The following is a 23,239-nucleotide window of genomic DNA, read 5'->3' on the forward strand; positions in this document are numbered from 1 at the left end:
TTTGTTTGCCAGGATCATTGGCAAAATTAGTGCACTTACCATTCTGCAATACGTAAACTTCATTAACGACAAGCCCATTGGCAGAATTAAGTATGCACTAAATTAATTCCGCCAACAGGTTAATTATATATTCACATTCTTCTGAATTCAATTTGTATAATGATAATATCTCTTTGTTAATTTCATCATCAAGTTCCTTACTCCTTGTATTACAAAACTCTTTTAATAATGACTTGAACTTATCACTGAGTGTTGCTGATATATGCGGTACTCTTATAGGGTCTATTGCTTGGACACTAATTAACAGGTCTCCGGTTCCAGTCTTGGGACTGTCCTTTAGCAAATAGTGTCCCATTGATGAATTTAAAACACAGCAAATATATTCAATATTATTACCGGTTGCAAAGCAAGTGCTATCTAACCCCAAGGTACCATTATCGTTATAGCAGAATCGAAGAATAGATCCAATTCGCTTCCACATTATTTTTGGCTTATTAAAATCCTCCAAATAAACGCAATTTCTAAGATTGTATGGAGTATCACCTTGGTCTGCTCTGTGCTCTATCTTGCCCCAATATTGGTTCAAATGGGCTTTAATGGCAGGATAGTCTTCAATATGTATACGCTCTATCTTGCCTTTTATTCCATTGTGTGTGTTAATCAGCCACAACCCCGCCCACTCATAGCCATATCTCTTGATATCTCTGCCACGAAGAATCGGTCGAATAAGTTCCTCGGTTCTCTGGCGCTCGTCGGCATCTTTGCAGTTGGAAAGAATCTCGTTTCTTTTCTCTGTGGATACAATGAAGGCTTCGTTACAGCCTGTTTTAATCCCATAATTTATTTTTATATCCCAATCTTTGAGTGGAGTCCCCACCGCCTCAATTTTACGCTTGATGCTTTGCTCAATAGGCGAGAGGACAACCCAACTGTCTGAAGAGCTGAAATCACAAATCGTATGCTGTTGCTGCACAAAATCGCTCAAATTATTGATGCTATCTTTGCCCTGATCTTTGGTAACAGAGCAAATTGTATTATGCTTATTAGTTGACTTTTCAAAAAGAAGAATATTAGTATCTACAGTAGCGCTATCAAAGATCTTTACGCCGGCAAAGTCAACCAATAGCATCGGATTGGTGTTATGAGCAAAGAAATCTCTTATCTTTTCACCATATCCTGCACGCATCCATTTGTTGGATGTGATGTAGCACAAATGTCCATTGTTGTGTAGTAGCTTCCAACCACATTCGTAAAAAAGACAATAAATATCACCTGTACGAACGAATGTGGAGAATCTGCAGTCCTTATACATTTGTGCCAACTCTCCCCCATTGTTTTGAAGCTGGATGTACGGTGGGTTCCCGATTACGATGTCGAAGCCCTCTTTTGAGGGTCGGTTGAAGACATCATTGAACATCATATGCCAGTCGAAAAAAGGAAGAACCATTTCGGCTCTTTCTTTACGGCTGACTGTCTCATCAAGAAGTTGTTCCTTGATGTGCAGGCATTCTTGAAGCATATCCATGCGCTCTTTGGGGAAGACTGCAACCATCGCGGCCTTCTTCTCTTTAGTAGTACCAAAGCTTAAAGTGCTCTGGATTGTGTTGTTTGCTCTTGTGAAAGAATCAAACTCGTATTGCAGTTGGGCTATTATCGACTCCACAATAATAAGTTTGATTTTTATCTGAATCAACAGCTTTTCTTCTCCCTCTGCGTTGAACAGCTTCTTCTGAACTTGTGCCAGTCTGGTCATGTTCAAATTTAAAGCAGCAGTACTGCCTTTTGCATGCCCATGGATATCGAGGTCGACATATTGTCCACGGAAGGTAGTGAGCAAAGAGTTACCTTGCATAATCTTGTAGTCAAGGTTGGGCAATGTTTCCGGTGATTTCTCATCAACAATCAGAGACAGCCAGAAGCGGAGACGGGCTATTTCCACCGCACCTTTCTCAATGTCTACGCCATAGATATTGTTTTGAATGATTTCCCGCTTGATTTGCGCTGCGTCAGACACATCTTCCAGCACGCTACGGCAGAGGAATATCTCTTTCAGCATGCCCATGGGGAAAGCGCCTGAACCGATGGCAGGATCGCAGATTTTCACTTCTTTCAGACGGTCATCGATTCGGCCTTTTATTGGCTCTATAGTATCAATTTCTTGGGTTTCAATGAAGTGGCGGATACTCTCTTGCTGCTTTTTGTCTTTATAATCCGTTTGCAGATAGGCAATAAGGCTTTCACGGCACATATAATGTACCACTTCCTTCGGTGTGTAGTAAGTGCCCTTGTCCTTGTTGTCCTCCAGTAGGTTTTCGAAAATGCGGCTTAGCATCTCCGGATCGATGCCCACTTGCGCGTCGTCTGGGTCATTCTCATCAACCGTGAAGTTGTATTCGCTGAAGAACTGCAACAGATTGGCGAATAGCTCTTTGGGGAAACGAGAAGGAATGCGGTCGTCCTCGTTGCGTTCAAATAGTCCTCCATTGAGATAAGGAATCCGAACTTTGCCTAACACGCCTGTGTCGAAGAGATAATCGTCATCCTTGCGGTCCGTGTCGATAGCGTTGAACAATGGCTCGAGAACCGCATCCAGGAAATCATCCTTTTGTTGCTCTGAAGCCTGTAAGAAGAGTTGGCGCATGAAGTCAAAATTGCCCTTTCCACTATTCCAGTCTTGCCCAGCTGGCACGCCGAGCCATCCCTTCTTTTGCACAAAGTGTAAGAATGTGATGCGACCAAGCAATCGCTTCACATAATCGCGAATGCGCTTGTCGTTGTGGTCAAAGCGGGCATAAAACTCCTTGTCGTTGTCTGTGTTGACAACCTTTTCCACCCACTTGTTGCCTTCTTTCCGATAGGCTTTTCCCGTGATATAGCTAACGAAATTCTCGTAGTAATTTTTATATCTTTTGAAGAATTCATTTGATAGAGCTTCTACAGAGAACGCTTTTTCAAGTGCCTCTTCATTTATACTTCCATGGAGCTCGTAGAGCTCATGGAAATTGATAGCCGCTGTCAGGCAGGACTGTCTAGGCCCTAACAAAAAGGTATAACGCTTGGCACTCGTGGAAGTCGAGTCTTTATCCCCCTTGTGCATGAAAGAAAAGCGCCAGTCCCAGTCAGGCATGTCTTGATAGTGAAAAAGCATGAAAGCGCAAGAGTATGGTCCCATCATCTGGCGGACGAGCTTCTGTATGCCTTGTCTGTTGCGTTCCATTCTTACACGGTCAGAAACGGTGATGTCGAAAATGACCAACGGCTCTACGTCGATGTACATAGACCCCACCTGTTTGACACTTTCTACACCAGTAGCGAGTGCCAGGCTCTTTTTTGAAGAATCTTCCTCCAGCCATTCTTTATCATAATTGTCCTCATAATCGTCTTGCCCAAAGATTGGAAAGATGATATGCTCGACAAAGGACTTGCTGCCTTGGTAAGGGCTATGTAGGAATTTTTTCAGTTCTTCTATTTCCATAATCTCATTCTTTGATGGTGCCTAATTCAATCATAGGTTCCCCCTGTCGTTTTTCTACATTGGCAACGAGTTTGCCAATTTCTCTTTCAATGACCATGTCGATGTCTTCCTGATTCAATTTGAAAAGATTTTGCTGATTATTATTAAGTTCCTCATCTATGAGTAATACCTTCCGAATCACGTCGATGCTGCCTTTGTCAACGAACCGCCGTGCGGCTTTGAGTAACGACTTAGACTTAGAAGAGAGACTCTTGTTGTGATAGAGGTCTACAATGACCGTCAATGCTTGGGTGCGTTTGTCACCTGCTCTTGACTTATTAATCCTAACGAAATAACGGTTGTACGCATTAATTGCCTCACGTGATATCTTATCCCAATTTGAGGGCAGTGGCATGCCTTGCTGGTTTTCGGGCACACGCATATCCTCCAACAAATCGAGTGTTGAGATAATCTCAGATTTGTATTGTTCGTCTTCTTGTCTGACACGAATGGCAAGACGGGCTGATTTTGGAGCCTTTATAAGGAAATATGCAGTTCCGCTTTGAGCCTGAGCAATCTCCCAATTGCCATTGGCCTGTGCTATCTGTTCATACCGTTCAGGATGAGCTTCCCGATATTCCTTTAGTTCATGCACATACTTCTCCAGCGGAGACTCTTCACCCTCTACCGCTTTCTTGATGTCGAAGTGGCGCACCGTCTCGTCCTCTGTAAAAATCTTACTGTCCTCTCCGAACAAGTTATGGAACGACTGCAATTTTGTATAAGCTTTACGAACCAGTTGTATCTCTGCATCGCCCTGTGCACTTGGCATGAAGTTGTATACATAGACGAAAGGCTCCTTTGATCCAATGCGGTTGACGCGTCCAATGCGTTGCATCAGCCTTGTGGCATTCCATGGTGTGTCGTAGTTGAGGATGACATTAGCTCGATGCAGATTGACACCCTCTGCCAACACCTCTGTAGTTATGATGACATCATAGTCGTCTTTCCATTCTCCCTCGTAGTTGGCATCAAAATTCGCTTCTATCTCTTGTTCCTTTTCATCGCGGTTGGCTGCCGTGATGACGAGTGGTCTGTGTTTTTTGGCCTTGACAGCCTGACTCAAAGCTTTCACCGTGTCAATGGCTTCAGTGAAGATGACAAGCTTGCCGGAGGTGTTCTTTTGAGGGTTGAACAGCTCAGGTTCAAGACTTTCCTTAAAAGCATCGAATTTCGGGTCTTCCGAATTAACACTCCAGCGATCGAAGAGATCTTTCATGATTTGGTAGTCCTTCTTCAGCAGCTTGATGTACTCCGGTTTGAAGTCTTTGCGCTTGTATTCGGCATTCTGCCCCCTGTCATTACGCCCTTGCTCGTTGAGTCTCTTTATTTTCGCACGGATATCCTCCACGCAATCAGTGAAAGTGACGGTCTTGCCACTCTGCCTGGATTTAGCTTCAAAGTCAAGTTCCTTGTTGACATCTATTTGTGGGCAAACGAATATCGTATCGTTATCCCACATGTTGATCATGTTTTCTGTATAGCGGCGAAGGTTCTTCAGCGATTGCCGGAAAGCTGTGAACGAACTTTCCAAACGCTTGACGAGCAATATCTGCATGATAGTAGATAGCTGCTTGGCAACATCAGTGACAGTACGATTGCCACGTCCTTTGTGCTTTTGTTCGTTTGCCGGGTCTACGAAGTACTCAATAATCCGATAGCGATAATATCTCAGCCAATTGTCAAACTGAAGCTTATCCACTTCAGAAGGTGCTATGATGCGCATTGTATCAGAGAAAAGTTCAGCCAACTCATCGTCCATAATGTATTTCAAATCGATGGGGCCGACAATCTTGGGGAAAACAATGCCTTGTTGCTTCATGTCCTCCTTATAATACTTTTCAATATCAGTACGTGTGCGTCTTTCGAGGATATCCGTCAAGATGCAATCGCGTATTCTTTTCGACAAGTTGTCAAGGCGTTGACGACGTTCCTCATCAGATATGCCGTTTCTTCTGTCAATCAGAAACTCATATTCACGACTGACATCACCGAAGAATCTGTCAAGGTCGCCTCCCTCTGCTTTCTTTAGTGTACTGCTATTATGGTTGCGCTCGAACAGATATATTTGGTTCTTCAAATCGTTAGGACGATTGTTCTGTGGCGTTGCAGATAGCAAACCTATATAGGGGAACACACCTGTGTTGGCACCAATACTTTGTATTAGCTCATCAAGCGATTGATACATCAAAGTGTTGCTATTGCGGAACTTGTGGCTTTCATCGATGATAATAAGACCATAGTTTTTGTATTGCAACACCCCTTCGAACTCGCCACTGTCTCCGCTATCATCATCTTCTTCTTCATCTCCTTCTAAGCTTTCAATCCTGCCTGTGGTAATGAAGTCAATACAAGGAGCGATTTTGTCATCGGACTCCTTGTCGAAAAGCGCAATGGCCTTTTTCCATCCCGACTGAATTGCAGGTGGCGTGATGACAAGTACTTTGCGCTCACGACCGTCATCCTCAGGCATTGACAGAAAACGTTTGATAATGAGAGCACCGATAATGGTTTTCCCCAGACCCACCACATCAGCAAGCATGAAGCCTCCATGCTCATGCATGATACCAATGCATCGTTTCACAGCCTCTATTTGGAAACTGAGTCTGTTGACCTTTGCAGGTAGATAGGCCTCTATCTGTTGGCTCAGGCTCTTGTCAATAATATCACCAAACTGCAGTTGAAGGAGCTTGATATAAAGCTCGTATGGCGTGAATGGTGCAGCTTTGGCCTCTTTCTCATCATTCTCAATTTGCTTGACAGGCTTGGATGGCTTCAAGACTTGCTCCAAGAATTCCTTGGACCAATCTATGCTTTGGCTCCATTTCTCTTCAAACCATTCAATATGCCCCTTTACATCTTTTTCTTCTTCATTGTGCTGATGGTTAATCACATATTGATCAGTCTCAAGTACATTGAGCTCTGAATTGCCCTCCAATCCTCTACGTGTGAAGTTGCTGCTGCCTACGATGGCGTACATATTATAATCGCCACCTTTATCAATTAATTGGCTTGGGTCATGGTGCGAGGGCACCCTATGCGTGAAGATATAACATTTAGAATGGAAGAACTGCCGTTCATCGTTTTCATCTGTTTTGAAAATGTGAATGTCAATCTTTGGATTGTCGCCATTGCAATTGTCAAGCAGTAGATGAAAAGACTCCTTATAGCTGTCGACCAAATTGTCAGCAATACTGTTTATGTCCGTACGAATAAAGTCTGCTGGGTAATTAGGCTTCGCAATCTTGATTTTCTTAAGCATATTGGCATAGACATAAGGATCCTTGCCAATGATAATCTTCAGCTTGGCATCTTCACGATTCAGAAACTCCCGTAGCTTATCTGCCAATAAAGCCATGCCTGGTATGTCCCAATAGCCTGTGGCAATACGAATAGTGTTAATGCTTGAATCAGAGATACAAGTATTGAGCGTATTGACCATCTTTAGGCTTTCCGAATTGTCTATGAGTGTCTTATTCATTCTGAATGTTGGTTATTAGCTCCAAAGTTACAATAAAAATTTGAAAAGAGTCAACGTTGGATAGTATTTATTTTAGTTGCTTTATATACTATTGTTGCGAAATAATATATGAAACGAGACAATATAGATTAACTATGCCTTAATTTGCTTTTCTATTCAATTATTTTTTTTGAATTTTGCTACACGGTGCAAAAGCAGATGGCTAATAAAGCTGTTCCCATATATCCTTACCCATTGTTCTTGTTGATCAAATTCACGACCACTTTCACCACGACATCCTTTTCTTGCGTCCGGCTCTCGGCTATCATGAGCGTGAGGGCAACGAGGGTGCTGTCGGCGATGCGCTTGGTGCCGTCCTCACGGTAGAGAATGCCGTTGTTGTGCATAAACCAAAGAAACAGAGTTGCAGCGATGCGCTTATTGCCGTCAGAGAATGAATGGTTCTTGGTGACGAGATAGAGCAGCATGGCGGCCTTCTCCTCTACACTAGGGTAGAGGTCCACACCGCCGAAGGTCTGATAGATCTGCCCGATGGAGCTCTTGAAAGAGTCGTCCTTCTCGTTGCCGAAGAGAGGGGAGTAACCAAACTTCTTTTTCAGCACATTGATTTCTTTCATGGCGTTCTCGTAGGTGGCGTGGAAGGTCTCCTTGCTGGTGGTCTTGCTGATGCTCAACCGCTGATAGTCATAGTCGTCGAGGGTATCAAGTGCATAGGTGTAGTCGACGACGACCTTGAAGAGCGCATTGCTCTCGTCGGTCGTTGGCACAGGCTGCTGTTGCAGGGTGCGTCCAAGCACCTGCACCAGTTGCCGGAGCTCAGAGATCTGCTGCTTGCGAATGCGCTCGTTCACAGCATACCCCTTGATGAGGTATTGCTTCAGCACGCTGTTTGCCCATTGGCGGAAGCGGACACCCCTTTGACTGTGTACGCGGTACCCAACTGATATTATAACGTCAAGTGTATAATAAGGCACAGGCTTCTTAACTCCATTAACGTGCAAAAAATGCACGTTATTCTCTCTGTCGAGTTCCGCTTCTTTAAATACATTAGTTATATGGCGCCGGATGTTGGACTCTTCTTTGTCGAAGAGCTTAGCCATTTGTTTTGTATTCAGCCACACGGTTTCTCCTTCCAGCTTGACATCAAGCTGGGTCTTGCCATCCTCGCTTTGATAGATGACGATCTCGTTGTTCAGGTCGATCTGCTTCATCGCTTTAGTGGGTTATAGTAAGCTATTGGTTGCAAAGATAATACATTTATTGCTAAGATCACAAGGCAGCGAAGGAAAATATGCAGGCAGCATGCTTTCAGCCTTGCAATAAAGCTATATTCCATAGCAGAAAAGTACGTTATCTTATAAAAACATCGGGAATGTTTTGATGATTAAAAGAAAAGTAGTATTGTTTGCAGCAACATACTCACCCCGCTTCCCATAAGAACAGCGCGCTCAGGGTGGGTCTTTTTGTTTATAGACATGGCTAAAATTGCGTACTATGGTGGCTGGTGGTTTCAAGATACGGCATTGTTTTCCAATCCTGCAAGATTGGCAAAGACAATATCAAACATGGATGAGAAACTTGGAAGGAGTGATGAGGAGTTCATCAAGGCTTTCAAGTCCAAATACACCAACCACTTTCCTCCAAGTTGGATAATGCTTGAGATTACGACATTCGGCACGATGTCTATTTTGTATAGCAATCTGAATAGTGGCAGATGCAAACGCCAGATTGCTAAGTACTTTGGCGTTGCTGACACTGTTATGGTTTCGTTTCCGCTTTGCAAAGAACCTATAGGCAGAAATAGAGCATTGCCAAGTGGTTGGACTGTCAGAACGCAAAATATAGAATGTGGATTCTAAATAACAAATATAGGGATTGAATACTTGAAAATAGGGATTTCCCTAATATCCATTGATAATAATCTATTAAATTTGCAGAAACAAACAAAAAAGAATATGAATAAGAAAAGCTCTATTCTTCGGATAGTCCTTCCGACATTATTAATGCTCTTTACCTGTTTGGTTAACATTCAGGCCAAGAATCATATGGTTCAACGGGGAATGACTAAAGAGCAGGTCATGCAAATATTAGGTAAGCCAGACGCAACCTGCTTCAACTCCTATGGAGACAGATGGACGTACATAAAGAGTCCGTTGTTGGATCCAGATAAGTTCATATACATCAGTTTCGGGAGGGATGGAAAAGTGATTTCATATCAAGAGTGTATTGTACCTTCCTATCGTGGAAATGACGCAGAAGTTTATCATTCGGTATTGCCTCCAGTACCGCAGGAAAATTATCCAGATCCATACAGTGAATGCCAACCATATGCGTTGAGTGAAAATGCTTTCGATTTCCTATATGGTAAGGTGAAAGATGCCAATTTTGATGACGACCGCTACACGCTGCTTGAGGTGGCGACGCTTGGTTGCTGGTATACTTGCGACCAGTGCGCCAGGATGATGACGTTTTTTAGTTTCGATGACGACAAACTAAAAGCATTACAAATTATGGGAAAACATGTTGTCGACCCACAAAATGCTGTTATTATAACTAATAAACTTAGTTTCAGTGACAGTAAAGATAAGGCTTTAAGAATGCTTCCTAGATAAATTATACATTCTTGTCGTAAACGCTATACCAACAATAGGCATTGCAAGAATCGGATGCCTGGTGCTTCTCAGCCGCACGGCTTCTCCTTCCAGCTTGACATCCAGTAGGGTCTTGCCTTCCTCGCTTTGGTAGCCAGTAAATGCAAGAATTACGCTATATGAAGTTGACGCAATAGAGCGGATAGTTGGTCATCCAATCTTGGTCGTGGTAAGGCAACATGGAGAGGCGGACACCTTTCAGTTGCGGATATTTCTCAATATAAGTTCTGAGCGATTTTGAGTGGACATTTTCTTCTGCCTTTACTTCCAAAGGAATGACGGTGCCTGCCTTCTGTATCAGGAAGTCGATCTCTATCCTTGAGTCGTTGGCACTATAATAATAAGGTGTAATGCCTCGGGCTACCAGCTGCGTCAGCACAAACAGTTCGGTGAATGCTCCACGATATTCCGTCATGGCTGTTCCGCGAACCAACACGTCTGCGGCTGTCGTCTCTGCCATGGCTCCCATGAGTCCCACATCCAAAGAGAAGAGCTTAAAGACGTTCAGATCCTCATAGAATTTTAGAGGTTTGCGAGGTTCAGACACACGTGGTACCTTGTAGATGAGACCAGCGTCTATCAGCCATTCTATGGCCATCTCGAACTGTGTGGCGCGGGCTCCCTTCTTGAGCGCGCCATACACAAACTTTTTGTTCTCTTTGGCAAGTTGGGAGGGGATTGAGTTCCACACCATGTTGATGCGTGGCACTTCCGACAGAGGAGCATGCTTGGAAAAGTCGCGCTGATAATCAAACAGTATCTGATTTTGGATGTCGCGCACCTCTGACAACTGATGCGAAGCAAAGAATGCCTTCACCACGGCGGGCATTCCGCCCACATAGTAGTATTGCCGCAACATTTCTAAGAGCCGTGCCGACATGGGCGTTATCAGACTGTAGTCCTGCTGCCGCAGTATATCCACAAGTCTGTCCTCGCCTGCTGCCATCAGAAACTCGTCGAAAGTCATGGGATACATCTTGATCATATCTACTTTTCCTACTGGAAAAGAACTGCCGGCATGCAATGATATGCCGAGCAACGAACCGGCGACGGCCACATGGTATTGCGGTGCGTCCTCACAGAAATACTTCAGGCTGTTGAGTGCTTTGGGACATTCCTGTATCTCGTCGATGATGATGAGCGTCCGTTTGGGTTTGATGTCAATCCCCGTCAAAGCTGATAGATGCAACAAGATGCGGTGCATGTCATAGTCCTGGGCAAAGATGTTGGCTACCTCTTCATTGCCGTCGCAGTTGATATAAGCCACGTTTTCATAGGCTTTCTTGCCAAAATCCTTCAAACTGTAGGTCTTGCCTACCTGTCGTGCACCGTTGACAATCAAAGGCTTACGATCGGTTTTCTCCTTCCAGACTTGCAGTTGCTGTGTGATATTACGCTTCATGTCAACTAAGAATTTCTGTTCATGCAGAAGCAAAGTTACACTTTTTCAACCATATATGCAAGTGATAGCTACACTTTTTCAACTATATCTTTCCGTTCTTTCTACACTTTTTCAACCATATTGGTAGGTGCAAGCTTCAAGCTACACTTCTCTACATGAACATCTCGTTGTTTAGTTCCTTTTCAGTTGTGGCAACGAGAATAGTAACGTGGAGGATTCGATGAAGTTCCCGTACGTGATGAGTTTGACTCACTAGAGGAGGCACGGAACTACCTCAGAGCCGGATGTACCGGACTCTTTCTCCCTCGGCACCGTCAGAGTGCGCATATACACCAATAAGATTGAGATTCTGGGCACAGACGGCAAGGTCGTCGCCTAATAGAGTTCACTCTATATCCTACGGATATTATCATATCGAGGTTATAATAAGGAATAGATCTGCTTACAGTACGGTTTCCTTCGATACGAACTTGTGCATTTTTTGCACAGGTTGCTTCTTCCTCCAATTCTCCGCTTTTATAGATATTGCGGATATGTCGGTTGATAACAGTTCTATCCGTCTGGAAGAGTTCACTCATTTGAGTTTGTATCAGCCACACGGTTTCTCCTACCAGCTTGACATCAAGCTGGGTCTTGCCATCCTCGCTTTGATAGATGACGATCTCGTTGTTCAGGTCGATCTGCTTCATCGCTTTAGTGGGTTATCGTAAACTATTGGTTCTAGAGATCTTTCTTCTCCACATGTCGGTTCTCAGCCTGCTGCAAATAGTACATTTGTTTCTGTCGCTCAATCTCCGCTCTCAGCTCTTCTTTGGAGGGAAGAAAAGTGAGATATTTCGACGCGAAAAGGTGATTGTTGTCGTGCAGAACGGAGAAACGCGCGATGTCATCGTCGGTGTCGGCGCATAGCAGAATGCCCAACGTAGGATTATCTCCGGGCTGCCGTTTCAGTTCATCATACATTCTTACATACATATCCATCTGTCCAACATCTTGATGGGTGACTTTCGTTGTCTTTAAATTAATCAAGACAAAGCAGCGTAGCATGTAATTGTAGAACACGAGGTCGATGTAATAGTCTTCTTTCTCCGTGTGTATATGCTGCTGACGCTCTACGAAAGCGAAGCCTTTACCGAACTCTAGGAGAAATTTCTCCATGTTGCTGATGATGGCCTTCTCCAATGTCGACTCAAGGTAGTCGGTATTCTGCGAGAAGCCAAGGAATTCTGCCACGACCGGATTCTTGATGTATTCCAGCTTATCCTGTAACGGGACCGTCTTTTGCAGCATCTCCTTTTCTACAAGGTCTTTGTGTTGAGATTTTAGCAACCGATAGTAATATTGCGACGAGATATTGCGCTGTAGAGTCCTCACGCTCCATGTCTGCTCCGATGCCTCCTTGGCATACCACGTCCTTGCATTATCGTCGGACACCTGCAAAAGGATGCGGTAAATGAGTCCAAGAAAGCAGTCCGTTTAATTTTGGACTCACTGAGTCCAAAATGTTTGGAAAAGCTTTATAGAACCTAACGAACTTATGTTGCAAAGATAATACATTTATTGCTAAGATCATAAGGCAGTGAAGGAAAATATGCTGGCAGCATGCTGTCAGCCTCACAATAATGCTATCCTCCATAGCAGAAAAGTACGATTTTATTTTGTGTTTCGCTCGATTTACACTACGTTTGCCAACGTTGAGTATATGTTTGCTTATGGATGCCTATTTCAGAATTTGCAGCACATTAGCAACATCGACAGGCAGATGTATGTGAATAGTTATCAGACCATTTCGAGGAGATGAAGTAACCAAGGAGCGAAGGCAGTGGCAAGCTCGCTTGACACTGCTGAGTGACGACGGTTACTCGGCGAGAGCCAAGTAATATTGACAACTATCAATAACGATAAATAAGAAAACGGGTGTAGCTCAATAGGTTACACCCGTTTTTTGTTTTAGTTAATCTTTGTACTTTGTATAATTACCTATTTCTTACGATATTTATCTTATGTTTGATTAGGTGGAATAAAAGTAATGGTGGTAAGAATCAGTCTGTATTCTCCATAGCAAATAAAAAACAATGGGAATATTTTGATGATTAAAAGGAAAGTGGTATCTTTGCAGCGACATACTCACCCCGCTTCCCATAAGAACAGCGCGCTCAGGGTGGGCCTTTTTGTTTATAGACATGGCTAAAATTGCGTATCTAAAACAGATAAAATCATTTGATGACCAAATAAGCATTCTGAAAAGCCGAGGTATGGTAATCAAAGATGAGACGCGCGCAAAACAGATTTTTGCTCAGGTGCAGAAGTCCGTGGCTTGGCACCACGAAGAGCTAACCAAATATCTTCATCATGCGGTACATGATGAAAGGTAAATCTAACACACCCCTTACCTGTGCTCTAAAGCCTTTCTTCTTAGAGTTGAGTGATTCCGCTGCAGCATTGGTCGATCTGTTGTTGAAGTAGTTTAGTACGTACTCTTCCTTGCTCTTGATAGTGTCCCGTACGGCAATGAGTTCTCTTAAACGGCTCTTCTCGGGTATCTTGACCAGATGCTTTGTTACTTCTGATATGGTCGTACTTTTGGTTGCTGCTATCAACGAGCCTTGCTTCCCGTGTCCTTCCTTATTTGACAGGAAAGTGAACAAGTCATTGTGAAGCATAGACTCGTCTATGCTCAAATGGGTGCCCATATTCTTTTCAAGTAGCATGTACTCTCCAGCATGGTTCTTCTGATCCCAGCCACTAAAGTCACTCAGATGTTCTTTCCGTCCGCGGAAAGCCATCGGCGGCGACGCATGTGGAGAACTACCTTGTACTCCCGCACTGGGAAGTCGTTGAATTCACGTGCCTCTGTAAAACCGTTGGGCTTGAGATCATGCCATACTTCGTCACGCAAGTCTCGTTCATCAAGATAGATGTGAAGAACACGAATCTCTGTGCCCGTCTCGTCCTTAATACCGAGGTCTTCCTCTTCTATACGATTAATCTCAAAGCTATCGAGGATACCCTAGGGGAGCATATAGCTGACCAAAGTGGAATAATCAAACTGTGTGTGTTGCTTTTTCATGATGCAAAGGTACAACTTATTTAGAAAATCATGTACCGCATGATGAAGATATTTGGTTGGCCTTCGTGGTGTCAAGCCACGGACATCTGCACCTGAGCCCATAAAGCCCTCCCCTACATCGGATATGCGTAATCACCTGAATATTATTGCCAGTGATTGATTATCAATGGTGCTGTTTTTGTCCCAACAATAAAATGCCGAAGTCGTGCAGTGTAGGAGAGGGCTTCATGCCCTCCCTAAAACAAAGTTCGACCTATTTCTCATAGCGTGTTTTGTCATTGTTCAGCGGTTGTGTCTTTTTGACTTAATGATACACGACGGAAAGGGGAAAAGATGGTCTATGATGCTTGAATTGTCGGCGGAAAATTATATCAGCAAGCAATGCGCTGATGCGAGCCATAGTCTTGGTATCTACATATATAATAATGTGTTGATTATCTCTGAGAGCGTATTCTGTAGCCGAGGATGCCACCGAGATTCTACGCGGCAAAGATATTATTGATGACTGGAAATGTAGGTAACCTCTATGGCCTTACCACCTCGCTGAAGTGAGCCTTGGCCCAGCTGATGAGCTGCTCAAGGGCAGGGATGAGCGACTTGCCGGTATCGGTGAGACTATACTCCACGCGCGGCGGCACCTCGGGATAGACCTTTCGCCCCACGAGATGGCTTGCCTGCAACTGCTTGAGCGTTTTGGAGAGCATCTTCTGCGAGCAGTCGCTCATGTGGGCGTGCAGCTCGTTGAAGCGCATTACACCCGTCTGACTCCTGTCCAAGGTGTACAGTACGAGCACCGACCACTTGTCACCGAAGCGGCTGATGACCTGTCGGATGGGACAAGTGAGATACTCGGGATTAACTTCTTTCTTCATATTTCCACGACTGTTGTCTTAGTGTATACTACAAAAGTAACCAAAAGTGACTCAAGCACAAAAAGTAATTGGTTAATGTGTGTTAAAGGTGATTTGCAGCGCATTAGTATTCTTGCAATTCCTACCAAACGGTAACCATAAGACCGGAAAGTAACCTCTTGCAGGGTATCGGATTAATGCCTAACTTTGCAGACGAAAACGGATACTGAGACCCGGACAGACGGGTTGGAGAATCCATTATGGTAAGAAAACATAATATTCACAATAAGCAAAAGAAAGGAAAACAGATTATGGCAAATGTAGTTTTAATAGGTGCAACGGGATTCGTAGGTTCAGCAGTTCTCAACGAGTTGCTCTCTCGTGGACACAAGGTAACGGCAGTGGTGCGCAATGCCGCCAAGCTGCCCAAGAACGACAACCTCACCGCTGTGGAGGAGGATGTGGCCAACGTGGACGCTATCGCCAACATCGCAAAAGGCAAGGATGCCGTCATCTCGGCTTATAACCCTGGATGGAGCAATCCCGACATCAAGCGTCTTATCGAAGAGAATTACCCCAAGATTGTGGAGGCCGTGAAGAAGAGCGGCGTTCAGCGTCTGCTCATTGTCGGCGGTGCCGGTACGCTCTTTGTAAAGCCCGGTCTGCGTGTTGTTGACTCCGGATTCGTCCCCGCAGAAATCATGGACGGTGTACGTCCCTTAGGCGAATTCTATCTCAACTTCCTCACCAAGGAACACGACCTCGACTGGGTGTTCTTCTCTCCTGCCGGTGCTTTCGAAGATGCTGACAAAGGCAAGCGTACGGGCAAGTTCCGCCTGGGCAAGGACGACCTCATCGTGGATCCCGCCACCGGCACGAGCCATATCTCCGTACAGGACTATGCCATAGCCATGGTCGACGAGCTGGAAAAGCCCGCACACCATCAGGAGCGCTTCACCATCGGCTATTAACTTGTGTTCGTAAATATTGCTGTCCACTATTACATTTTTGAGCGCACTCAAAAATGTTTTAACGTACAGCAATATTTATTATTGAAAACAGGAGATGACATCAAACTTCTGCGACAGGTCGTAACCATAGAGTACATAGATGTGTGCAGGCTTATGTATCTGGTCGACACGAATGTGGACGGGTTATTCATGGAGGTTAGTGGAAAGATAAAAACTTCGATGATGGTTATCAGTAACCACTTCTGAGAAGACATTGAATATCCGATCCAAGGGAAATATCCATTGAGCCAGAACAGCTATAGCGAGGAATTCTCATAGTTTTCACTCTGTTCTATTATTATTTTCTTTCTTAATCATGCATATCATTCACTAAAGTTTCCCACCTGACTTCGTCAATGCGTCACCCTGAATCGAGAATAAGTTTTTGGAAAGCCCTGATGGTCCCAATTGTCTGTGGACATATTGCATACAGCCAATAATGCCATAAACATATTGAATGAGGGACTGATGAAGTCAGGAACTAAACAGACATCGACGATGAAGAAAAATATCAATCCCGAGTATCTCGCTTGTCCCATCCGGCAGGTCATCAGCCGCTTTGGCGACAAGTGGTCCATGCTCGTACTCTATGCTTTGGATCGGAGTGATACCGGTGTGATGCGGTTCTGCGAGCTGCATGCCCACATGAGTGACTGCTCTCAGAAGATGCTTTCCAAAACACTCAAAGGCTTGCAGAAAAGTCATCTGGTCAGCAGGAAAGGCTATCCCGAGGTACCGCCACGCGTAGAATATAAACTCACCGACGTGGGGCTGTCGCTCATTCCTGCCATCGAACAGCTCATCGGCTGGGTCAAGAAGCACTTCGACGAGGTGGTCAGGCCATAACTGTGGCCATTATGTTGCAGTGCTGTTTTTGTCACTTTTTTGAAGTAACAAAGTTAATAGCTTAGAAACGAGCCTGTGAGCCTTTGAGATCTTGCGGATTTGGGTGTCACAATGACGAAAACAGAACTTTTTCATCATCCTTCTCTTTTCATCAAATGAAGTGGATGATGTGTCGTGTGTAGGATATTACAAGCCTTTCAGCCATTGAGCCATATCAGCCAGCACGTCCTCGGAGATGGTTTCCTCGATGTTGGTATATTCTGCTGGTTGGCCTGTCTGACAGTGCTGAAACAGATGGTTCAGGCCGGGATAGCTCTTCACCATTGAGAACTTATTAGCCGGCAGCAACTCCTTGATAGCTTTCAGATTGTGGGCTGCATCAACCTGAACATCCTTGTCGCCATTGATGGCCATGACGGGACAGGTTGTTGTCTTGATGTCGTTGGAAGGGTCGTAGTTCAGAAAAGCTACTATCCAAGGGAAAGGGTCGCTGTCCATGATCTTTTTTCTCACTTCCTCCTTGGTGATGTTTGTGGGCATGCCAACCTGTTTAAGGGCATTGACATTCTGGAGATACAGGATGCTGTCCATCGGAATGCCGGGGCCGGCCATTGATACCAGGAAGTCCAATTTCTTTTGTGCGCCGAGGATAAATCCGATGCTGCCGCCCTCGCTGTGACCGATGATACCAACTTTAGAGAATTGTCCTCGTTTGCGTGCATAGTCTAACTCATGAGATGCGTCTTTGGCAAAGTCAAATGTGGTGGCGTTGGCCACATCTCCCGTTGAGCCTCCCACGCCACGGTCATCGCAGCGCAGGGTTGCGATTCCGTTTCTTGCTAAGAAGTCTGCAATCACGAGGAAAGGCTTATGATGAAAGATCTCTTCGTTACGGTCTTCCTGTCCGCTGCCAGTCACCAAGACAGCTAATGGTACCTTTTTGCCCTGTTTCCAGCCCACGGGATAGGTGATTGTTCCGGCAAGCTTGGCGTCCGGTGTGCTGATGGTCACTTCCTCGGTCTTGTAGGGATAGGGCTCCTTGGGCTCTTGTGGTCGGTTATATACTTCTTGAAAGCGGGTGAGGGTGAGGGGGAAGGTCATTCCCCTCTGCGTGAACGTGCCCACAAACTGCCCGTCTTTGATTTTTCCTTGATAGCCGGCCTCCAGACCGTACATGATAACCGTCAGGGACGTGTCTGTGAGCTCTTTGAGCGAGGCGGGTATGCCGAATGCACTTTGTGCGGGAACATCCAGTGTACACGTGTCCTTGCTTACATGAAAAATCAAGGACAGCTTCACTTGGCCTACTTTCAAGTCGCCTTTCCATGTGCCTACAACAGCCTGAGCAAAAGCACTCAACTGAAGCAGACAAACCAGCAGTAACAAATAGATTCGACGCATCATCATATGGGTTTACGATTATTATTTTTTAAACACCTTGCCACATTCAATGCATTGGTAGTACTTGTAGTCTTGTTTGGGTAATACCAGCAAAACGCCACCAAGCAGTACAAACGGAGATATGATATAACCATATAGCCGAAGAGACGCAAGAGCCTCCACAAAACTAGGCAGGATTAGCCCTGCGCAGCTAAGAATCATCAAGACAATGCCAAGAAGGATTGCAGGTGTTGATTTTTTGCCCTCTTTGTTCGGCAGGGCTTTAATCTTGTCACTCCCACAACGAGGACACCATGGCAACTGTTCTGAGCGAGACGTCCGTATCTCCTTAAGGATGCGCAGACTTCGAGCATAGTCTTTCTTGAACACCCTCACCGCAATGCCTGGATTCGGCCCGTATGCGCCATACGCAGGGTCGTTGAGTTCGTCATGAAGGGAAGCGGTGATACCATTGCTCGCCAACTTCGAGGCGATCTCGTCGGCAGCAATCGTGTTGTCGCACTTTGTTAAGGTAATGAGTCCCTCGTTGTCCATAATCGAGATTGTTTAGAGTGGAAGTCTATCTTTGCTACAAAGATACGTTCTTTTTTCATATTTGTCCGGTTGTGGCTCAAAAAAGTTCAAGAGCCACCATGTTTCCTATTTACGAGAGTGAGATAACGGACAGGCAATGGAAGCCATCGCAGGGGTAGCCAAGAAGATGTCGTCCGCAGGATATATTAAACAGGCATGGATACTCCTTCCAAGGAGAAGACATCAGAAGTGGAAGTTGAGCGTGGCGGTCAAGTCGTGGAAGTGGTAGGATCCGGATTTCCCAGGGTAGTCTTTTTCCAGATTGAGCAGTCCGACATGCCCTTGCAGTCCCAGTCTCCAGTGCTTGCCCAGTTGGTAGTAGATGCCGGGCTGCAGACCAAAATCGAACGACCGGTAGATGTCCTTGTCGTTCAATGGATGGTAGGGATTGGCATCATTATAATATTGGTTGTTGGAGGCAATGAAAGAGAACACGGGGCCGCATTCCACCACAAGTCCGCTCTTACGTGGATTGGAGAGATGATATTGGATTAGGACGGGAACATCGAAGTACGAGCAGTCGTAGGAACCTATACCTTCCTCGTAATCTCCTACTTCAAACTTCGCACGATAGCCGATGCCCGGCATGACAGACCAATGGCGCGTAAGATAATAGTTCAGACCATAGCCAATATGAAAAGCTGAGGGGTCATCTTCGCCTTCAAAAGAATGCGCACCACCTAAACCTATGTAGATGTTGTGTTCGAAATGTTTGTCTTGTCCTGAAATAGGAAGACTGAGCAACATGGCTACACTCAGAGTAAGCAGCACTCTCTTAAATAAACTTGTCATTTTACAAATTAGTTTTTATCACTAGTGTCCCGTTAAAACGAGACGATTTAAATATAAGTTATTAAAATAGAATGATTTAGACTCGATATTTCTTGTACACGATTTGAATTGACTAACTTTGCAGTCTTTATCAAAGAAGCGTGTTACATGAATGTCGGAAAGATCGTATTCGCACAGATTATGCAGTTCATACCTCGTAGGGAATTCAATGATATTGTTGCCAAGTACAGAGGCAATTACAGGGTGAGAAACCTCACCTGCCATGACCAGTTGCTGGTAAAGATACGTTATTTTTTTCGTATTTGTCCGGTTGTAGCTCAGGATAAATCACTCTACCTTCCATTCGTCCACCGTGTGCTTGTCGGCATCGAAGCGGATGCCGACCTTCATCACCCGCCGGCCGTCGGTGAGATAAGGCTTTGCATAGCCACGGGCATCAATCTGGTCAAGAGCATGGCGTGCCGTGTCACCCACCTTCAACTCCATGACGTAGATGGTGTCGGGCATGAAGATGACCATATCCACACGTCCACCTGCCACCTTCACCTGCGTGCGCACATAGACATTGAGCATAGAGAAGATGAGATAAAACGTGTATTCATAGAAGCCTTCTTTCGTAGTTGCTTCGGCCAGTTTCTGCTTGAAGCCTTCGATATACGGAATTCCGGCGAGATAAGACTGCATGTGACTCATGGCAAGGTCGATATCGTCCTGCTTGAGTGCTCTCCAGAATTTCAAGGCAAAGCCGACTTGCACGTCACCGCTGTTTAAGCCTGTATAAGTAGGCAGCAAACCATTAACATAGCCTACGCGTACTTCTTGATTGGGAATGGACAGAAAGTAGGTCTCGCCTTCTGCATCGTAGTCCTTAATCGTGAGATAACCGCTCTGATAGAGCAACGGCAGAGCATCTTTCATATTCTCTGTGGGCTGGTCGAAAGCCGACTCGGGCACATCGAGCGAATCGAGCGTGGTGATGTCGGTATGGAAGTGCTGCATCTGCTTGATGAGGAAGGTCGGAGTGCCGGAGGCAAACCAGTAGTTTTTCAGCAATCGGTCGCCTAAGGCATTGAGCAGGCTGAATGGATTGAACACCGCATCAGCACCACCGGCAAAATGGTAGCCGTCGTATTTGAACTTGATTTTGGCGTACATCTCCTTCGGAGTCAGCTTGAAGTCCTTGGCCATTTCGCAAATGTCCTGTTTAAAAACAGTCTGAACCTCATGCTCGGTAAATCCACAGATGGTGGCAAATCTTGGGAGCAAGGAAACATTCTTCAAGTTGTTGATAGTAGAGAAGATGCTCATCTGCGAAAACTTTGTGATGCCGGTGATGAAACAGAACTTGATATACTGCTCATTAGCCTTGAGTGGCACATAGAACTCCTGCATGACCTTGCGCATCGCCTCGAGCGTGGTTTGATCGTGAAGCGAGTCGAGCAAAGGGGCGTCGTACTCGTCGATGATTACCGCTACCTGCTTGCCCGTCTTCTTATAAAGTAGTCTGATCAGTCCGCCGAGTTTCTCTCCTGGTGTCAACTCGTCGGGATTATCCTCGTAGACGTCCAACCGCTTCAACATCAAAGTCAGCGCCCGTTGAAGCTCTTTGGCTGTAGACCTTCCTTTTGTGGTACTCAAATCGAGATGAAGCACGGGATATTGCGTCCATTCCTTCTCAAGGTTCGTGATCTTCAATCCCTCAAACAACTCGCGGTCACCTTTGAAATACGATTCCAAAGTAGACGTGAGCAGCGACTTGCCAAAGCGGCGGGGACGACTCATGAATACAAAAGTAGCATAGTGGGTCAACTGCCATACCAAGTCGGTCTTGTCTACATAGACAAAACCTTCTTTAATGATTCTCTCAAAGGTCTGTATCCCTACCGGATATTTTCTCGTCAATAGCTCCATAGCGCGTTTATTCTTGTTCCTTTTGCAAACTTACGCAATTTATTTGGTATTTGCAAAAGCTGATGATGAAAAGTTATCTGTATATCGGAACATGACTTATCTGCCTAACCATGCTTTCAGCGCTGAGGCTTTCTCTCGGCTGCACAGCACTTAAGACTTCATTAAGATTGACTTAAGGTAAAGTTGTATCCGATTTGCCTCTTGATTTTGTTGCCTGCCAAGCGATCGTTCGCTGCGTAGCTTTTGGTCATTGCCTGCGTAGCAAACGATCTTTTTCTATAAGATTACAACAATAAAGGCGCAAAGATGGGGTCGTTGCGAACCTACGTTCTCCCCATCTTCGCGCCTATATGGCACCATGAAACAAGTGGATGCTATCGTGTCACTATCAGCCGCAGACTGTCGGCATGGGTGCGTTCCTTCAGCCACGATTGCATGCGGGCGCGCTCACTGGCACTGAGTACGCGCTGGGTGCTGACCACCGCCATGACATAGTGCGAGGCCTTGGTCGTGTCGGTTTTCCAGTCAGCAACCCGCGAGACGCTGACTGCCGTCACTCCCGGCCATACTGTCCGGGTCTCTTTGCCAATCTCTGCTCCTAAGGAAGCATAGTGCTCGTAACCTTCGAGACGCTTTTCCAACTCTTGTATGCGCGCACTCTGCTCCACCATTTTCTGTTTGCTGGCTTCCGTGGTGGTGTTGGCCGAGGCGAGTGCCTGGCTGAGCAGTATGCTGTCAGATTGTGAGCCTTGGATGATGTTAAGGCGGTAGTCGTCGAGCTGGTATTCACCCATCATGGTCCTTGCACGGCTGATCTGCTGGCTGCTGATGGACTTGCCGACAGCCACCAAGTTGAGCGTCTTCGACTTTTCGTTGGTCGACTGCGAGATGATCTGCGTACCGGGGAACGAACATTCGTTCTTGACAAACTTGCGGATGTTGTTTTCCGTGACACTCTTTCCAATGATTCCTACAGTCATGTATCCGGCAGGCAACATCGTGAGCACCACCACGCCCAGGATATATCGGTTGACGACCTTCAGTCTCTCGGCATTGACAAATTGCTTTCTCCTGAAATGCATCATGCGCACTCCGAGATAGGTGGCCAGCGAGATGAACACCGTGTTGATGAAAAACAGATAGAAGGCTCCGAAGAAGAACGAAGCCTTGCCCATGGCCAGTCCATAGCCAGCCGTGCAGAGAGGCGGCATGAGGGCCGTGGCGATGGCTACGCCGGGGATGACATTGCCCTTGCCCTTAGTCGAGAGCGCCAGAATACCGGCAGCACCGCCGCAAAGCGCAATCAGCACGTCGTAGAGCGTGGGCGAGGTACGGGCGAGAAGCTCGGACTGCGCCTCGTTCAAGGGCGTCAGCAGGAAATAGACTGTAGCCGTGAGCACGCTGATGACGGTGGCGACAAGATAGTTCTTGACCGACCGCTTGAGCAGTTCCAGATCGCTGATGCCCACGGCGAGTCCCATGCCGATGATAGGTCCCATGAGCGGTGAGATGAGCATGGCGCCGATGATGACGGCCGTAGAGTTGACGTTGAGTCCCAACGAGGCAATGAAGATGGCAAAGATGAGCACCCAAAGGTTGGCTCCATGGAAGGTGACGCCACTGCTGATCTGGCTCACGGTGTCGGCTTCGTCCTCTTTGTCGGGCATGACGTTGAAATAACCTTTCACGACTTGCCACAGTGTTTTAGGTTGCTGCTGTTCCATAGCTGAAAGCGTA

17 protein-coding genes and 4 pseudogenes are annotated in these 23,239 nt (G+C 45.7%); 7 read left to right on the plus strand and 14 right to left on the minus strand.

Features of this window, described 5'->3' with window-relative positions:
* Positions 1 to 106 (plus strand): annotated as a pseudogene (locus tag NG346_RS08395) (IS982 family transposase); the annotation flags it as partial.
* Here the strand turns inward: NG346_RS08395 and NG346_RS08400 are convergent.
* The 3 genes from NG346_RS08400 to NG346_RS08410 all read right to left on the minus strand — a co-directional run bounded on the left by NG346_RS08400 (position 98) and on the right by NG346_RS08410 (position 8,206).
* On the minus strand, positions 98 to 3,475 hold the full coding sequence (locus tag NG346_RS08400; protein ID WP_262288589.1) for a BREX-1 system adenine-specific DNA-methyltransferase PglX: 3,378 nt from the start codon (positions 3,473 to 3,475) through the stop codon (positions 98 to 100). The pseudogene NG346_RS08395 and the gene NG346_RS08400 overlap by 9 nt on opposite strands.
* Before the next feature lie 4 nt (positions 3,476 to 3,479).
* Positions 3,480 to 6,995, minus strand: coding sequence for a helicase-related protein (locus tag NG346_RS08405; protein ID WP_262280469.1), 3,516 nt, complete (start codon positions 6,993 to 6,995; stop codon positions 3,480 to 3,482).
* Positions 6,996 to 7,222: 227 nt separating this feature from the next.
* Positions 7,223 to 8,206: a virulence protein RhuM/Fic/DOC family protein gene (locus NG346_RS08410; protein WP_262280468.1), complete on the minus strand. Its 984-nt coding sequence runs from the start codon at positions 8,204 to 8,206 to the stop codon at positions 7,223 to 7,225.
* A 264-nt stretch (positions 8,207 to 8,470) separates the two neighbouring features.
* Between NG346_RS08410 and NG346_RS08415 the strand changes: the two genes are divergently transcribed.
* Entirely contained in the window at positions 8,471 to 8,854 is a 384-nt protein-coding gene (locus NG346_RS08415) for an Abi family protein (RefSeq protein WP_262280467.1), read from the plus strand.
* Between the two features lie 96 nt (positions 8,855 to 8,950).
* Entirely contained in the window at positions 8,951 to 9,607 is a 657-nt protein-coding gene (locus NG346_RS08420; RefSeq protein ID WP_262280466.1) for a DUF4476 domain-containing protein, read from the plus strand.
* Between the two features lie 154 nt (positions 9,608 to 9,761).
* Here the strand turns inward: NG346_RS08420 and NG346_RS08425 are convergent, their stop codons facing one another.
* The 3 genes and pseudogenes from NG346_RS08425 to NG346_RS08435 all read right to left on the minus strand — a co-directional run.
* Positions 9,762 to 11,048 carry an ATP-binding protein gene (locus NG346_RS08425; RefSeq protein ID WP_262280465.1) on the minus strand — a complete coding sequence of 429 codons (1,287 nt, stop codon included), beginning with the start codon at positions 11,046 to 11,048 and terminating at the stop codon, positions 9,762 to 9,764.
* 374 nt (positions 11,049 to 11,422) lie between these two features.
* Positions 11,423 to 11,737 (minus strand): annotated as a pseudogene (locus tag NG346_RS08430) (virulence RhuM family protein); the annotation flags it as partial.
* Positions 11,738 to 11,768: 31 nt separating this feature from the next.
* A pseudogene (locus tag NG346_RS08435) lies at positions 11,769 to 12,573 on the minus strand (PDDEXK nuclease domain-containing protein); the annotation flags it as partial.
* Between the two features lie 658 nt (positions 12,574 to 13,231).
* Between NG346_RS08435 and NG346_RS08440 the strand changes: the two are divergent.
* The gene (locus NG346_RS08440) at positions 13,232 to 13,423 is read left to right on the plus strand and encodes a hypothetical protein (RefSeq protein ID WP_262280474.1); all 192 of its coding nucleotides are present in this window, start codon (positions 13,232 to 13,234) and stop codon (positions 13,421 to 13,423) included.
* Here NG346_RS08440 and NG346_RS08445 read toward each other — a convergent pair.
* The 3 genes from NG346_RS08445 to NG346_RS08455 form a co-directional block, all read right to left on the minus strand.
* Positions 13,382 to 13,834: a transposase gene (locus NG346_RS08445; RefSeq protein ID WP_317620790.1), complete on the minus strand. Its 453-nt coding sequence runs from the start codon at positions 13,832 to 13,834 to the stop codon at positions 13,382 to 13,384. The two genes, NG346_RS08440 and NG346_RS08445, sit on opposite strands and share 42 nt — an antisense overlap.
* Positions 13,804 to 13,947 carry a hypothetical protein gene (locus NG346_RS08450; RefSeq protein ID WP_262280464.1) on the minus strand — a complete coding sequence of 48 codons (144 nt, stop codon included), beginning with the start codon at positions 13,945 to 13,947 and terminating at the stop codon, positions 13,804 to 13,806. The genes NG346_RS08445 and NG346_RS08450 overlap by 31 nt, the downstream gene beginning before the upstream one ends.
* A gap of 695 nt (positions 13,948 to 14,642) precedes the next feature.
* Positions 14,643 to 14,990 carry a winged helix-turn-helix transcriptional regulator gene (locus tag NG346_RS08455; RefSeq protein WP_262280463.1) on the minus strand — a complete coding sequence of 116 codons (348 nt, stop codon included), beginning with the start codon at positions 14,988 to 14,990 and terminating at the stop codon, positions 14,643 to 14,645.
* 290 nt (positions 14,991 to 15,280) lie between these two features.
* Here NG346_RS08455 and NG346_RS08460 point away from each other — a divergent pair, with 290 nt between their 5' ends.
* Together NG346_RS08460 and NG346_RS08465 are read left to right on the plus strand one after the other, a co-directional pair.
* A complete protein-coding gene (locus NG346_RS08460; RefSeq protein ID WP_262288590.1) occupies positions 15,281 to 15,940 on the plus strand; it encodes an NAD(P)-dependent oxidoreductase in 660 nt (219 codons plus the stop codon).
* A 537-nt stretch (positions 15,941 to 16,477) separates the two neighbouring features.
* Complete coding sequence (locus NG346_RS08465; protein ID WP_262280461.1) at positions 16,478 to 16,825, plus strand: winged helix-turn-helix transcriptional regulator; 348 nt, start codon at positions 16,478 to 16,480, stop codon at positions 16,823 to 16,825.
* A 186-nt stretch (positions 16,826 to 17,011) separates the two neighbouring features.
* Here the strand turns inward: NG346_RS08465 and NG346_RS08470 are convergent, their stop codons facing one another.
* The 3 genes from NG346_RS08470 to NG346_RS08480 all read right to left on the minus strand — a co-directional run bounded on the left by NG346_RS08470 (position 17,012) and on the right by NG346_RS08480 (position 19,591).
* Entirely contained in the window at positions 17,012 to 18,232 is a 1,221-nt protein-coding gene (locus NG346_RS08470; protein WP_262280460.1) for an alpha/beta hydrolase family protein, read from the minus strand.
* Positions 18,233 to 18,247: 15 nt separating this feature from the next.
* Positions 18,248 to 18,760 carry a DUF2007 domain-containing protein gene (locus NG346_RS08475; protein ID WP_262280459.1) on the minus strand — a complete coding sequence of 171 codons (513 nt, stop codon included), beginning with the start codon at positions 18,758 to 18,760 and terminating at the stop codon, positions 18,248 to 18,250.
* Positions 18,761 to 18,982: 222 nt separating this feature from the next.
* Positions 18,983 to 19,591, minus strand: coding sequence for a porin family protein (locus NG346_RS08480; RefSeq protein ID WP_262280458.1), 609 nt, complete (start codon positions 19,589 to 19,591; stop codon positions 18,983 to 18,985).
* A gap of 147 nt (positions 19,592 to 19,738) precedes the next feature.
* Here NG346_RS08480 and NG346_RS08485 point away from each other — a divergent pair.
* A pseudogene (locus NG346_RS08485) lies at positions 19,739 to 19,858 on the plus strand (DUF4372 domain-containing protein); the annotation flags it as partial.
* Positions 19,859 to 19,918: 60 nt separating this feature from the next.
* Here NG346_RS08485 and NG346_RS08490 read toward each other — a convergent pair.
* Positions 19,919 to 21,502 carry an ATP-binding protein gene (locus NG346_RS08490; protein WP_262288591.1) on the minus strand — a complete coding sequence of 528 codons (1,584 nt, stop codon included), beginning with the start codon at positions 21,500 to 21,502 and terminating at the stop codon, positions 19,919 to 19,921.
* Positions 21,503 to 21,876: 374 nt separating this feature from the next.
* A complete protein-coding gene (locus NG346_RS08495) occupies positions 21,877 to 23,226 on the minus strand; it encodes a TIGR00341 family protein (RefSeq protein ID WP_262280456.1) in 1,350 nt (449 codons plus the stop codon).
* Between the last annotated feature and the right edge of the window lie 13 nt (positions 23,227 to 23,239).

Origin of the sequence: Hallella absiana (assembly GCF_025457485.1) — a bacterium.
Taxonomy (GTDB): domain Bacteria; phylum Bacteroidota; class Bacteroidia; order Bacteroidales; family Bacteroidaceae; genus Prevotella; species Prevotella absiana.